The organism is Streptomyces sp. Ru71, from assembly GCF_002920535.1.
Classification (GTDB): domain Bacteria; phylum Actinomycetota; class Actinomycetes; order Streptomycetales; family Streptomycetaceae; genus Streptomyces.
Window position 1 is genome coordinate 84,394 of record NZ_PQSS01000007.1, and the last position, 14,155, is coordinate 98,548.

12 protein-coding genes are annotated in these 14,155 nt (G+C 72.4%); 8 read left to right on the forward strand and 4 right to left on the reverse strand.

The genetic code is table 11. The features are described from left to right. Positions 1–5: 5 nt before the first annotated feature. Positions 6–1,622 (reverse strand): carboxyl transferase domain-containing protein, encoded by a 1,617-nt coding sequence (locus C3489_RS06725; RefSeq protein WP_103780827.1) that lies wholly within the window; start codon positions 1,620–1,622, stop codon positions 6–8. Between the two features lie 95 nt (positions 1,623–1,717). Here C3489_RS06725 and C3489_RS06730 point away from each other — a divergent pair, with 95 nt between their 5' ends. Then, positions 1,718–2,314 carry a TetR/AcrR family transcriptional regulator gene (locus C3489_RS06730; protein ID WP_103780828.1) on the forward strand — a complete coding sequence of 199 codons (597 nt, stop codon included), beginning with the start codon at positions 1,718–1,720 and terminating at the stop codon, positions 2,312–2,314. Between the two features lie 58 nt (positions 2,315–2,372). On the opposite strand, the gene C3489_RS06735 is transcribed toward C3489_RS06730, so the two are convergent. Beyond that, a complete protein-coding gene (locus tag C3489_RS06735) occupies positions 2,373–2,798 on the reverse strand; it encodes a DUF3592 domain-containing protein (RefSeq protein ID WP_103780829.1) in 426 nt (141 codons plus the stop codon). A 164-nt stretch (positions 2,799–2,962) separates the two neighbouring features. Between C3489_RS06735 and C3489_RS06740 the strand changes: the two genes are divergently transcribed. Genes C3489_RS06740 through C3489_RS06750 form a run of 3 tightly spaced genes read left to right on the forward strand, consistent with a single transcriptional unit; the run spans position 2,963 to position 6,100 of the window. Further along, positions 2,963–4,120 (forward strand): acyl-CoA dehydrogenase family protein, encoded by a 1,158-nt coding sequence (locus tag C3489_RS06740; protein WP_103780830.1) that lies wholly within the window; start codon positions 2,963–2,965, stop codon positions 4,118–4,120. Between the two features lie 34 nt (positions 4,121–4,154). Then, on the forward strand, positions 4,155–5,027 hold the full coding sequence (locus tag C3489_RS06745; protein ID WP_103780831.1) for an acyl-CoA thioesterase II: 873 nt from the start codon (positions 4,155–4,157) through the stop codon (positions 5,025–5,027). Between the two features lie 47 nt (positions 5,028–5,074). After that, a complete protein-coding gene (locus tag C3489_RS06750; protein WP_103780832.1) occupies positions 5,075–6,100 on the forward strand; it encodes a cation diffusion facilitator family transporter in 1,026 nt (341 codons plus the stop codon). Here the strand turns inward: C3489_RS06750 and C3489_RS06755 are convergent. Beyond that, positions 6,039–6,827 (reverse strand): phosphatase, encoded by a 789-nt coding sequence (locus C3489_RS06755; RefSeq protein ID WP_103780889.1) that lies wholly within the window; start codon positions 6,825–6,827, stop codon positions 6,039–6,041. The two genes, C3489_RS06750 and C3489_RS06755, sit on opposite strands and share 62 nt — an antisense overlap. 377 nt (positions 6,828–7,204) lie before the next feature. Continuing rightward, positions 7,205–8,653: a PucR family transcriptional regulator gene (locus tag C3489_RS06760; protein ID WP_181139524.1), complete on the reverse strand. Its 1,449-nt coding sequence runs from the start codon at positions 8,651–8,653 to the stop codon at positions 7,205–7,207. Positions 8,654–8,839: 186 nt separating this feature from the next. Between C3489_RS06760 and C3489_RS06765 the strand changes: the two genes are divergently transcribed. The 4 genes from C3489_RS06765 to C3489_RS06780 all read left to right on the forward strand — a co-directional run bounded on the left by C3489_RS06765 (position 8,840) and on the right by C3489_RS06780 (position 14,016). Continuing rightward, entirely contained in the window at positions 8,840–10,300 is a 1,461-nt protein-coding gene (locus C3489_RS06765) for a sodium:solute symporter (protein ID WP_103780834.1), read from the forward strand. Positions 10,301–10,357: 57 nt separating this feature from the next. After that, the gene (speB, locus tag C3489_RS06770) at positions 10,358–11,338 is read left to right on the forward strand and encodes an agmatinase (protein WP_103780835.1); all 981 of its coding nucleotides are present in this window, start codon (positions 10,358–10,360) and stop codon (positions 11,336–11,338) included. Then, entirely contained in the window at positions 11,335–13,020 is a 1,686-nt protein-coding gene (locus C3489_RS06775; RefSeq protein ID WP_103780836.1) for a thiamine pyrophosphate-binding protein, read from the forward strand. The genes speB and C3489_RS06775 overlap by 4 nt, the downstream gene beginning before the upstream one ends. Before the next feature lie 78 nt (positions 13,021–13,098). Next, complete coding sequence (locus tag C3489_RS06780) at positions 13,099–14,016, forward strand: serine hydrolase (RefSeq protein WP_103780837.1); 918 nt, start codon at positions 13,099–13,101, stop codon at positions 14,014–14,016. Positions 14,017–14,155: the final 139 nt, after the last annotated feature.

Sequence of the window (14,155 nt, forward strand, 5' to 3'; positions counted from 1 at the left end):
CCTCCTCACATCCGGAAGACGCCGAACTGGGGGTCACCCAGGGGCGCGTTGGCGCAGGCGGTCAGGGCGAGCCCGAGTACCTGACGGGTGTCCAGCGGGTCGATGACGCCGTCGTCCCACAGCCGGGCGGTGGCGTAGTAGGCGTTGCCCTGACGCTCGTACTGCGCGCGGATGGGCGCCTTGAAGGTCTCCTCGTCCTCGGTGGGCCAGTCCTCGCCGCGCGCCTCCATCTGGTCCCGCTTGACGGTGGCGAGCACGGAGGCGGCCTGCTCGCCGCCCATCACGGAGATCTTGGCGTTGGGCCACATCCACAGGAAGCGGGGCGAATAGGCCCGGCCGCACATGGAGTAGTTGCCCGCGCCGTACGACCCGCCGACGACGACGGTCAGCTTCGGCACGCGCGTGCAGGCCACCGCCGTCACCATCTTCGCGCCGTGCTTGGCGATGCCGCCGGCCTCGTAGTCCTTGCCGACCATGAAGCCCGAGATGTTCTGCAGGAACACCAGCGGGATGCCGCGCTGGTCGCACAGCTCGATGAAGTGCGCGCCCTTCTGGGCGGACTCGGAGAACAGGATGCCGTTGTTGGCGACGATCCCGACCGGGTGACCCATGATCCGGGCGAAGCCGGTGACCAGGGTCTGCCCGAACTCGCTCTTGAACTCGGCGAACCGCGACCCGTCGACGACACGGGCGATGATCTCGCGGACGTCGTAGGGGGTGCGGGAGTCCACGGGCACGGCGCCGTAGAGCCCGAAGGGATCGACCTTGGGCTCGGCGGCGGGCTGGACCTCCCAGGGCAGCGACGTGCGGGCCGGGAGCGTGGCGACGATGTTGCGCACGATCCGCAGCGCGTGCGCGTCGTCCTCCGCGAGGTGGTCGGTGACGCCGGAGACCCGGGAGTGCACCTCGCCGCCACCCAGCTCCTCGGCGGTGACGACCTCGCCGGTGGCGGCCTTCACCAGGGGCGGGCCGCCGAGGAAGATGGTCCCCTGACCGCGGACGATGACGGCCTCGTCGCTCATCGCGGGCACGTACGCGCCGCCGGCCGTGCACGACCCGAGCACGGCCGCGATCTGCGGAATCCCGGCGCCGGACATCCGGGCCTGGTTGTAGAAGATCCGCCCGAAGTGGTCGCGGTCGGGGAAGACCTCGTCCTGCATCGGCAGGAAGGCACCGCCGGAGTCCACGAGATAGACGCAGGGCAGCCGGTTGTCGAGCGCCACCTCCTGCGCCCGCAGGTGCTTCTTCACGGTCATCGGGTAGTACGTGCCGCCCTTGACGGTGGCGTCGTTGGCGACGATCACGCACTCGCGGCCACTGACCCGCCCGATGCCGGCGATCACGCCGGCCGCCGGGGCCTGCCCGTCGTACATCCCGTCGGCGGCCAGCGGCGCCAGCTCCAGGAACGGCGAGCCCGGATCCAGCAGCGTGTCCACCCGGTCCCGCGGCAGCAGCTTGCCGCGCGCGGTGTGCCGTTCCCGCGCCTTCTCACCCCCGCCCAGGCGGGCGGCGGCCAGCTTGCCGCGCAGCTCCTCGACGAGAGCGCGGTGCGCCTCCTCGTTGGCCTGCCAGGCCTCCGACGCGGGGTCGGCCGCGCTCGTCAGCTCCGGTGCCTCTTGCATCCTTGCGGTCCCCTCACCCAGCGGTGACTGTTAATGAGCGTTAACCATCTCCTCCAGGTTAACGACCGCTAACCTGCCTGTCTAGAATTACGTGCATGGCCACCAGAACCGACGCCCCGACCCGCCGCGAGCAGATCCTCAAGGAGGCTGCCCGGCTGTTCGCCGAACGCGGCTTCCACGGGGTCGGCGTCGACGAGATAGGCGCGGCGGTCGGCATCAGCGGACCCGGGCTCTACCGCCACTTCCCCGGCAAGGACGCGATGCTCGCCGAGCTGCTCGTCGGCATCAGCGGCCGGCTGCTGACCGGGGCGAAGCGCCGGGTGGCGGAGGCGGACGGGGTCCCGGCGGCCGAGCTGCTGGACTCCCTCATCGAGGGCCACATCGACTTCGCCCTGGACGACCGCCCCCTGATCACCCTGCACGACCGCGAGCTGGACCGCCTGCGCGACAGCGACCGCAAGCTGGTCCGCCAGCTCCAGCGCCAGTACGTCGAGCTGTGGGTGGAGGTCGTCCGCGAGGTCTACCCGGGCCTGGCGGAACCGACGGCCCGCTCCGCCGTGCACTCGGTCTTCGGCCTGCTGAACTCCACCCCCCACCTGGGCCGCGGCGGCACCCTGCCCGGCCGCGGCGTGACGGCGGAACTGCTGCACCGGATGGCGCGGGGGGCCTTCGGGGCGGCGGAATCGTCCTAGCGGAGGTCGTGCGCCCTATCGGCGACAGCCGTGGCCGCGGGGCACGGGGAGGCGAGAGTCAGAGAGTGACCAGCCGCACCAGCACCACCCCCACCGTGGCCCCCGCGAGCACCGCCCCCAGCACCGTGAACAGTCTGTCGACCGTCGGGGTGTCCCAGCCCTGGATGATGAAGCGGCTCGGCTTCGTCGGGTCGTAGCGGACCACGACCGTGGCGCCCACGCCGTAGCGCGGGGCGACCGTGCCGCGGCCGAAGCGGGACGCGTGGGTGCACTCGCGGCCGTCCTGGGTCGTCCAGGACGCGACCGGGTGGTGGTACCTGGCGCCTTCGTCGTCCCGTCTGACCTCGTGGCGGACGATGCGGGCCCGGGCCGTGACGCCCCTGCGGCGGAGCGTTTCCGCGCGGCGGAGTCCGTGGACGCCGAAGGCGAGGAAGCCCGCGCCGACCGTCAGCGGGATGAGGGCGAAGAGCCATTCCAGTTGCATGCCCTGTGCGACGCGTGGGCGGGGATGACGGTTGCCGGGCGCCGGTTCGGGACCGGGCGTGACGAGCGTTACCACCTCCCCCCTCTGGACGCGTTTCCCTACTCGCCGGTACCGTGGGAGATGAGCAAGCGCTTAGACAGTCGACGGTACGTGGAGGTGGCGCCGTGCGCCGTACGGTGTTCAATGAGGATCACGAGGCGTTCCGGGAGACCCTCCGCGCCTTTATCGAGGCCGAGGTCGTCCCCGTCTACGACGAGTGGTTCGCCGCCGGTCAGGCGCCGCGTGACTTCTACTACAAGCTCGGTGAGCTGGGCATCTTCGGCATCAACGTGCCCGAGGAGTACGGCGGCGCGGGCCTGGACAGCCACAAGTTCGAGGCCGTCCTGTACGAGGAGACCGCCCGCGCGGGCGTCCAGTTCGGCGGCTCCGGCGTGCACGTGCTGCTCGCCCTGCCGTACATCAAGATGCTGGCCACGGACGAGCAGAAGAAGCGCTACCTGCCGAAGTTCGTCACCGGCGAGGAGATGTGGGCCATCGCCATGACCGAGCCGGGCACCGGTTCGGACCTGGCGGGCATGAAGTCCACCGCCAAGCTGAGCGAGGACGGCACGCACTACATCCTCAACGGCGCCAAGACCTTCATCACCGGTGGCGTGCACGCCGACCGCGTCATCGTCTGCGCCCGCACCGCCGCGCCGACCGCCGAGGACCGCCGTCACGGCATCTCGCTGTTCGCCGTCGACACCAAGTCCGAGGGCTACTCGATCGGCCGCAAGCTCGACAAGCTCGGCCTGCGCACGTCCGACACCGCCGAGCTGGCGTTCGTCGACGTCAAGGTGCCCGTCGAGGACCTGCTCGGCGAGGAGAACAAGGGCTTCTACTACCTCGGCCACAACCTCGCCTCCGAGCGCTGGGGCATCGCCTTCGGCGCCTACGCGCAGGCCAAGGCCGCCGTCCGGTTCGCCAAGCAGTACGTGCAGGAGCGCACCGTCTTCGGCAAGCCCGTCGCGCACTTCCAGAACACCAAGTTCGAGCTGGCCGCCTGCCAGGCCGAGGTGGACGCCGCCGAGGCCGTCGCCGACCGCGCGACCGAGGCGCTGGACGCCGGCGAGCTGACCCCCGCCGAGGCCGCCTCCGCCAAGCTGTTCTGCACCGAGGTCGCCCACCGCGTCATCGACCGCTGCCTCCAGCTGCACGGCGGCTACGGCTACATGAACGAGTACCCGATCGCCCGCCTGTACGCGGACAACCGCGTCAACCGCATCTACGGCGGCACCAGCGAGATCATGAAGACGATCATCGCGAAGGACATGGGCCTGTAGGACGCCGGAAATCACTGGCCGGTACAACTACTCCATGAGCCAGGCACTCCAGGATCTCCTCGATCTGCTCGACCTTGAGCAGATCGAGGAGAACATCTTCCGCGGCCAGTCCCGCTCCGCAGTCGTCCCGCGCGTCTTCGGCGGGCAGGTCGCGGCGCAGGCGCTGGTCGCCGCCGGGCGGACGGTCCCCGCCGACCGGCTCGCCCACTCGCTCCACGCGTACTTCCTGCGCATGGGCGACCCCGGCGCACGCATCGTCTACAGCGTCGAGCGCATCCGCGACGGCCGTTCCTTCACCACCCGCCGGGTGGTGGCCGTCCAGCACGGCCGGCCGATCTTCTCCCTCTCCGCGTCCTTCCAGACGTACGAGGAGGGACTCGACCACCAGGCCCCGATGCCGCCCGCGCCCGACCCGGCGTCGCTGCCCACCTCGCAGGAGCGGCTGCGCGGGTACGAGCACCTCGCCCCGGAGGTCGTCGAACGCTTCCTCGAAGCGCGTGAGGCGATCGACCTGCGGTACGTGGACGAGCCGCCCTACGGCCGCTTCGGCGTGCCGCGCGAGCCGCACTCGCAGGTGTGGTTCCGCACCAACGGCAAGCTCGACGACGACCCCCTGCTGCACGTCGTCCTCGCCACCTACGTCTCCGACATGACCCTCCTCGACTCCGTGCTCCTCGCCCACGGGCGCGGCGGCTGGGCCGTCGGGGACGTCGTCGGCGCCTCGCTGGACCACGCCATGTGGTTCCACCGGCCCTTCCGCGCCGACGAGTGGCTGCTGTACGACCAGGAGTCCCCGTCGGCCTCCGGCGGGCGGGGCCTCGGCCAGGCCCGGATCTACACCGAGGACGGACGGCTGGCCATCTCGGTGATCCAGGAAGGCGTGGTCCGCGTCCCCCGGGAACGCTGAAGCATCTCCTGGGAACACTGAAGGCTCTCCTGGGAACACTGAGGGGCATGGCCCCAGCACAGCAGCAGTCGGAAGCCGAGCGTCCCGGCGGCGAGTCCACGGTCACCGTGATCGTCGCCGCCCTCGCCAATCTCGGGATCGCCCTGGCGAAAGCGGTCGCCGGCGTGATCAGCGGCTCCAGCGCGATGCTGTCCGAAGCCGCGCACTCCGTCGCCGACACGGTCACCGAGGTGCTGCTGCTCACCGCCCTCAAGCGGAGCGAGAAGCCCGCCGACGAGGAGCATCCGCTGGGGTACGGGCCCGAGCGGTACATCTGGGCGCTGCTCGCCGCCGTCGCCACGTTCGTCGGCGGCGCCGTCTTCTCCCTCTACGACGGCGTCCACACCCTCCTCGCGGGCGAGGACCTCGGCGACCCGCTCGTGTCCTACCTCGTGCTGGCCGTGGCCTTCCTGCTGGAGGGCTTCTCGCTGCGGACGGGGGTGCGGCAGGCGCGCGGGGAGGCGGCCCGGCTCGGCGTGCCGTTCCGGCACTATCTGCGGCGCACCCCGGACACCGCCGTGAAGGCCGTCGTGCTGGAGGACTCCGCCGCGCTGATCGGCCTCGTGCTGGCCGCCGGCGGGCTGCTCGGCGGGCAGCTCACCGGGTCCGGCGTGTGGGACGCGGTCGCCTCCCTCGCCATCGGCGTGCTGCTGCTGTACGTCGCCTGGGTGCTGGGCCGCTCCAACGCCGAGCTGCTCATCGGGCGGCCGCTGCCGAAGCCGACGCGGGAGCGCATCCGGGCCGAGCTGCTGGCCGTGGAGGAGATCGAGGCCGTACTGGAGCTGACCACCCTCGTGCAGGGGCCGCGCGAGGCCCTGGTCGCGGCGAAGGTCGACTTCCGGGACGTGTCCACGGCCGGGCAGATCGAGCGGGCCTGTGAGCAGGCCGAGCAGCGGCTGCGGGAGCTGCTCCCGGCGATCGGGCGGGTCTACCTGGACCCGACGCCGGGGAGGCGGGTGCGGGGCGAGGGGCTCATGCCAGGCCGGCCTGGTCCAGCAGATACGCCGTCATCGGGTCGTAGTGGCGCGGGCTGACCACGTGGTCGTCGAGCGGCACCGCCACCTGCAGGGTGCCCTCCGCCTCGGCGAGGAAGAGCGCCGGGTCGTTGCAATCGGCGTAGCCGACGGAGTCCACGCCGTGCTGCCCGGCGTAGCCCGCCCAGCCGTGGTCGGCGACGACCAGGTCGGGCAGCGGACGGCCCTCGCGCTCCAGGCCGGTCAGGATCGCCCGCATCGGCTCGCCCGAGTGGGTGTGCCACAGCGACGCCCCGTGCTCCAGCACCGCCACGTCCGCGAACTGCATGACGTAGCCCTCCTCGGTGCTCAGCCCGTCGGGGATGACGACGATCTCGCAGCCCGCCGCCCGCAGCGCGGCGGCCGTGGCGCGGTGCACGTCGAGCAGGCCGCCGGGGTGCCCGGTGGCGAACAGGACGCGCTGGCCGCTGTCGGCCGCCTTGCGCAGCCGTCCCGCCATGCGCTCCAGCGCGTCGACGGTCAGCTCCGGGTCGATGGTGTCCTGGCCGTAGCGGTGCTCGGGGTCGTCGCTGACGCCGACCCGCTCCGCCATCACCGCGAGCACGTCCTGCTCGTCGCTCCAGCGCTCGCCGAGCTCCAGGCCGAGCCAGTAGTGCCGGTTGCCGTTCGCCAGCTCCCGGTAGTGCGAGAGGTTGTTCTCGCGGGGGGTGGCGACGTCGCCCGCGATACGGGTGCGGACGAGGTGGGCGACGAGTTCGGCGCGGCTGGGTGTCCCGGGTATCGGCATGGTCACCATTGTGAGGCAGATCGCTGAGCGGGCCGACGACGTTCCGGCCGCTGGGACGCGCGTCACGTACCACCGGGCACCGGGGCCCCGCACCAACCCACGCCTGCGGTTCCGCCCCACCCGAGGCCGGCGCCCCGGGCCCCTCACGCCGGTGGTCCCGCCCACCCCACGCCGTCCTCCGGCGCCACCCACACCCGGCCGCCCCGACCCGCCCGAGGGCGGCGCCCCGGCCCCTCACGCCGGCGGTTCCGCCCCACCCCACGCCGGCGCCCCCGCGCCACCCCACACAGGGGGTTCCGCCGCTCCACCCGACGCCGGCCTCCCCGGCCCCCTCGCGCCGAGGTCCCCGCACCCCCACGCCGGCGCCCCCGGCCCCCTCACACCTGCTTCAACGCCAGCCACAGCTCCATCCGTACGTCCGTGTCGTCCAGGTCGGTCTCCAGCAGGGCCGCGCAGCGGGCGATGCGCTGGCGGACCGTGTTGCGGTGCACGGACAGGGCCACGGCGGTGCGGTCCCAGCTGCCGTGCAGGGACAGCCAGGTGCGCAGGGTCTCGGTGAGCGCGGGGGTGAGCGGGGCCAGCAGCGCGCGGGCGTGCGCGGCGGCCTCCTCCGCGGGCAGCAGGTCGGTCAGCGCGGGGCGGCTGCCGTGCCGGACGAGCGCGGCGCGGCCGGCGCGGGCGCGGGCCAGGGCGCGGGCCGCCTGGCGGTCGGCGGCCACCCAGTCGGCCGGGCCGGCGGGCGCGCTCACGCCGAGCGTCCAGCCGGGCTGTTCCGCGATCTCGTGCTGGGCGGGTACCAGCAGGCGTACGACGTCGTCGGCCAGGTCGACCAGCGGGGTGCCGAGGGCCGCGCCGAGCGCGGAGGCGGCCACCGGGTCCGGGGCCTGGGTGCCGGGGTGGGCGTGCACGACGACGGCCCGCCCTGTGCCCAGCAGCGGCGCCACCTCCTCGGGCGCCGCGCCCAGCAGCAGCCGGACCAGGGCGGAGGAGCGGGCGGCGCCGGTGCCGCTCTGGTGCTCGCCGGTGAGCAGGGTGAGCAGGACGGCGGCGAGCGAGGCGATGGTGTGGTCGGCGGGGTCGCGCTGCGGGGCGGCGACACCGAGCGCGAAGCCCTGGCCGGCGCCGAGGGCGTAGGCGGCGAGATGGACGCCGGCGGCGGTGTCGGTGGCGGTGGTGGTGGCCCGGCGGGTGACCACGGCGGCCAGCTCGGTCAGCGCGCCCATGGCCTCCTCGGGCTGCTCCCGGCCCGCCTCGGCGATCCGGGCGCCCTCCGGGCCGTACAGCACGGCCCGGCCCGCGACCCGCTGGGCGAGCTGGCGCAGCACCGACGGCACCGGGTCGGGGCGGGCCGCGGCGGCGGCGAGGGACTGCTGGGCCTCGGTCACCCGGCGCAGCTCGGCGAGGCGGGCCTGCGCCATCAGCTGCCACACCGCGCGGGCGACCCCGGAGAACGTGGTCTGCGGCGGGACCTCCAGCAGCGGCAGCCCGTGCGCCTCGCACGCCTCGACCAGGGCGCGCGGCACGGTGTCGTGCACGGGCGCCACGCCGAAGCCGAGGGCGGCGCTGCCCGCGGCGACGATCCGGGAGACGTAGTCGTCGAAGTAGGTGCCGGTGCCGGCGGCCTCCGGGATGTGCACGCCGGCGGTCAGCAGCAGCTCGCCGCCGAGCAGGTACGGGTAGGGGTCGGCCATCTCGGACGTGTGCGCCCAGCGGATGGCGATACCCGCATCGCGGGGCCCGGCGATCTGCCGCAGGGCCAGGTCCTCACGGGCCAGGAGCGACGTGAGGGGAACGGGTGGCGTAGGGGGAACCGCCTGCTCCGGCATGGTGTGCACTCCCTCCACCCCCGGGCCGTCCGAATGGAGGAAACGTACACTTCGCAGTCTCTTTTCGGCCACCTAGTGTCGGTCCAGAACCGGCAGCCGCGGGTACGGGCGGATGTCCCCGCGAACCGCTGCCGACTCTTCCGAGAACTTCACGACACGCCACCGAGAACGGTGGAAGGAGGCCCCATGGCCGTCGACTACACAGTCATCGTCCTGTACTTGGCCGGCATGCTGGCCATGGGCTGGTGGGGCATGCGCCGCGCCAAGTCGAAGAGCGAGTTCCTGGTGGCGGGCCGCCGCCTGGGGCCCGCGATGTACTCCGGCACGATGGCGGCCATCGTCCTCGGCGGCGCCTCCACCATCGGCGGTGTGGGCCTCGGCTACCAGTACGGCCTCTCCGGCGCCTGGATGGTCTTCACCATCGGCCTCGGCCTGCTCGCCCTGTCGGTCTTCTTCTCGGCGCGCATCGCCCGGCTGAAGGTCTACACCGTCTCCGAGATGCTCGACCTGCGCTACGGCGGCCGGGCCGGCGTGATCTCGGGCGTGGTGATGTGGGCGTACACCCTGATGCTCGCGGTGACCTCCACCATCGCCTACGCCACGATCTTCGACGTCCTGTTCGACATGAACCGGACGGTCGCGATCATCCTCGGCGGCGCGATCGTCGTCGCCTACTCCACGCTCGGCGGCATGTGGTCCATCACGCTCACCGACATGGTGCAGTTCGTCGTGAAGACCATCGGCGTGCTGCTCCTGCTGCTGCCCATCGCGGTGGTCAAGGCGGGCGGCTTCTCCGAGATGAAGGCCAAGCTGCCGACCTCGTACTTCGACCCGCTGGGCATCGGCGGCGAGACGATCTTCACCTATGTGCTGATCTACACCTTCGGCATGCTGATCGGCCAGGACATCTGGCAGCGCGTGTTCACCGCCCGCAGTGACAGGACGGCTCGCTACGGCGGCACCGTCGCCGGCACCTACTGCCTGGTCTACGCCCTGGCCGGCGCCGTCATCGGCACCGCCGCCAAGGTCATGTACCCCAAGCTGGGCAGCCCGGACGACGCCTTCGCCACCATCGTCAAGGACGAGCTCCCGATCGGTGTGCGCGGGCTGGTGCTGGCCGCCGCCCTCGCCGCGGTGATGTCGACCTCCTCCGGCGCGCTGATCGCCTGCGCCACCGTCGCCAACAACGACATCTGGTCCCGGCTGCGGGGCATCGTCAAGCCGTCCGGCGAGGAGCACGACGAGGTCAAGGGCAACCGCGCCTTCATCCTGATCATGGGCATCGCCGTGATCTGCACTGCCATCGCCCTCAACAACGTCGTCGAGGCGCTGACCGTGGCCTACAACCTGCTCGTCGGCGGCCTGCTGGTGCCGATCCTCGGCGGACTGCTGTGGAAGCGCGGCACCGTCCAGGGCGCGCTCGCCGCGGTGATCGTCGGCGGTCTCGCCGTCATCGGGCTGATGGCCGGCTACGGCATCCTCGCCAACGAGCCCGTCTACTACGGCCTGCTGGCCTCCCTCGCCGCCTACGTCGTCGTCTCCCTCGCGACGAAGCCCACCGACGCGGCCGTCCTGGCAGCCTGGCGCGAGCGCCTGGCCGGCCGGACCCCCGAACCCCTGTCCGAACCGGTCCCGGCTCCCCAGTAGAGTCGACAGGACCAAGCAGTACATACGCGAAGAAGCGTAGGAAAGAAGGCAGTTCCCATGAGCAGCAACGAGACGCCCCGCGGCCCCGTCGACTCGTCCCGCATCCCGCGGTACGCCGGTCCCGCGACCTTCGCCCGGCTGCCCCGCCTCGACGAGGTCGGCCGCGCCGACGTCGCCGTCGTGGGCGTGCCGTTCGACTCCGGCGTCTCGTACCGGCCGGGCGCCCGCTTCGGCGGCAACGCCATCCGCGAGGCGTCCCGGCTGCTGCGCCCCTACAACCCCGCGCAGGACGCCTCCCCGTTCGCCCTCGCGCAGGTGGCCGACGGCGGCGACATCGCGGTGAACCCCTTCAACATCAACGAGGCCGTGGAGACCGTCGAGGCCGCCGCCGATGAGCTGCTCGGCACCGGCGCCCGTCTGATGACCCTCGGCGGCGACCACACCATCGCCCTGCCGCTGCTGCGTTCGGTGGCGAAGAAGCACGGCCCGGTCGCCCTGCTCCACTTCGACGCCCACCTGGACACCTGGGACACCTACTTCGGCGCCGAGTACACCCACGGCACCCCGTTCCGCCGCGCGGTGGAGGAGGGCATCCTCGACACCGAGGCGCTCTCCCACGTCGGCACCCGCGGCCCGCTGTACGGCAAGCAGGACCTCACCGACGACGAGAAGATGGGCTTCGGCATCGTCACCTCGGCGGACATCTACCGCCGTGGCGCCGACGAGGTGGCCGACCAGCTGCGCCAGCGCATCGGCGACCGCCCGCTGTACATCTCCATCGACATCGACTGCCTCGACCCGGCCCACGCCCCCGGCACCGGCACCCCCGAGGCGGGCGGCATGACCTCCCGCGAGCTGCTGGAGATCCTGCGCGGCCTGGCCTCCTGCAACCTGGTCTCCGCGGACGTCGTCGAGGTGGCCCCCGCCTACGACCACGCCGAGATCACCTCGGTGGCGGCCTCCCACACGGCGTACGAACTGACCACCATCATGAGCCGCCAGATCGCGGCCGCCCGCAAGGAGAACGAGGGCAAGTGACCCACGACCACGACCTGGAGCTCCGTCCGACCGCCGCCCAGACGGAGGCCGCACTGAACCCGCCCGCCGGGCGCAACGGCGGAGACCTGGTCGTGGAGACACTGGCCGGGCTCGGCGCGACGACCGTCTTCGGCCTGCCCGGCCAGCACGCCCTCGGCATGTTCGACGCCCTGCGCCGCTCCGACCTGCGCTACCTGGGCCTGCGCGTGGAGAACAACGCGGGCTTCGCGGCCGACGCCTACGGCCGCGTCACCGGCGAGGCGGCCCCGCTGCTGCTGTCGACCGGCCCGGGAGCCCTCACCTCCCTGGCCGCGCTGCAGGAGGCGGCGGCCGCCTCGGCCCCCGTCCTGGCCATCAGCAGCCAGATCCCGACGGCGGGCCTGGGCGGCGGCCGCCACGGCTATCTGCACGAACTGCCCGACCAGGCCGCCTCCTTCCGCGGCGTCGTGAAGTCCGTGCACACCGTCCGCACCCAGTCGCAGATCCCCTCAGCGATCGCCGCGGCCTGGAAGTCGGCGCTGAGCGCCCCGCACGGCCCGGTCTGGGTGGAGATCCCGCAGGACGTGCTGCTCGCCGAGACCCACCTGCCGGTGGTGACGGCCCTGGACGCCACCCCGGACGAGCTTCTCCCGCGTCCCGAACTGACCGCCGTGGCCGCCGACCTGCTCTCCCGCGCCGAGCGCCCCGCGATCATCGCGGGCGGGGGAGTGGTCCGCGCGGACGCCTCCGGCAAGCTGCTGCAGCTCGCCGAGAAGCTCCAGGCGCCCGTCGTCACCACCTTCGGCGGCAAGGGCGCCTTCCCCTGGGAGCACCCGCTGTCCCTGCAGTCCTGGCTGGAGGACCGGCACACCACCGACCTCCTGGAGGACGCCGACGTCCTGCTGGTCGTCGGCTCGGGGCTCGGTGAACTCTCCTCGAACTACCACACGTTCAAGCCGCGCGGCCGCGTGATCCAGATCGAGGCCGACCTCGGCAAGCTGGAGTCCAACCACCCCGCCCTCGGCATCCACGCCGACGCCCGCCTCGCCCTGCAGGCCCTGCTGGAGACGGTGACCGAGCGCCCCGACCCGACCGCCCCCGAGCGCGTCCGGGAGCTGCTGGCCAAGGTCCGCGCGCGCATCGACGCCCAGGACCTGACCCTGGAGCAGCAGGTGCTCGCCTCGGTGCGCCGCGCGCTGCCGGCCGACGCGCCCTCCTTCTGGGACATGACGATCCTCGCCTACTGGGCGTGGTCCGCCTTCGACGCCAAGGCCCCCAACGCCATGCACTCCGCACAGGGCGCCGGCGGCCTCGGCTACGGCTTCCCGGCGGCCCTCGGCGCGGCGGCGGCCGACCCGACCCGCCCGGTCCTGGCCGTCTCCGGCGACGGCGGCGCCCTGTACTCCATCGCCGAGCTGGCCACGGCCCGCCAGTACGACCTGAACGTCACCTGGCTGATCGTCGACGACGGCGGCTACGGCATCCTGCGCGAGTACATGACGGACGCCTTCGGCCAGGCCACGGCGACCGAGCTGACCCGCCCGGACTACGTGGCGCTCGCGGAGTCCTTCGGGGTGCCCGGGGTGCGCACCTCCCCGGAGAGCCTGGAGACCGACCTGGCGAAGGCGCTCGCGACGCCGGGCCCCTCGGTGGTCGTACTCCCGGCCCTGCTGCGGATGTTCGCGCCGACGCACCTGAACTGAGGGCTGTTCGGCCGCCCCTGAGTCACCGCCCCGTCCGTCCGTACAACCATTCGGGCGAATTCATGCGTCAACTGGGGCATGAATCAGGGGATATCAAGGCGCACCCGCCTGCTGGCCGCCGCCGTGGGCGCGGGCGTACTCGTTCCGGCCGTGCTCGCGGCCACGCCCGCGGCCGCCGCCGCACCGGCCGTCAGCTGTACGTCGGCCAAGGCCGGTCTCGCCGCCAAGCTGCAGAAGGACATCACCGGCGCGCTCGCCGGCCGCAAGGGCACGGTGGCGATCGGCCTCTACGACCGTTCGACCAACACGACCTGCACACTCAGGGGGACCAGCAGCTTCGACTCGGCGAGCACCGTGAAGGTCACCGTCCTCGCGGCGCTGCTGTGGGACCACAAGAAGCACAACCAGTATCTGACCGACCGTGAGGTCACCCTCACCAAGGCCATGATCACCCGGTCGGACAACGACGCGACGAGCGCGCTGTGGAAGCAGCTCGGCATGACGAAGATCAAGGGCTTCCTGGCCGCCGCCGGCATGACGAAGACCACGCCGGGCACCGGCGGCTACTGGGGCCTGACCCAGGTCAACGTCACCGACGAGCAGAAGCTGCTGAAGCTGGTGACCGCGAAGAACAGCGTGCTGAGCGACAACTCCCGCGCCTACATCCTGAAGCTGATGGGACAGGTCGTCTCCTCGCAGCGCTGGGGCACGCCCGCCGGGGCGCCCTCCTCGGTCGCCGTCCACGTCAAGAACGGCTGGCTGCAGCGCGCCACACACGGCTGGCGGGTGCACAGCCTGGGCACCTTCAACGGCGCCGGCCACGACTACATGATCACGGTGCTGACCCAGGACAACAGCACCATGAACTACGGCGTGACCACCATCCAGAACGTCGCCAAGGCCATCCACAAGGACCTGGTGCCGACCGCCACGTCCCGCTACACGCCCACCGGCCAGCCGCGTGAGGCGTTCGTCGCGGTCCCGCCGCAGGGCTGACGTTCCACACGGCGGTCTCCCGCCGGTCACCGCGCCCGCCGCGCGGTGACCGGCTGTGACCGCGGCCGCACGGGTCGCCCCCGGCCGTTTGTTGCGGCGGGATGAAATCGGCGCCCGGCGGCGTTGGTGCCTTCCGGTA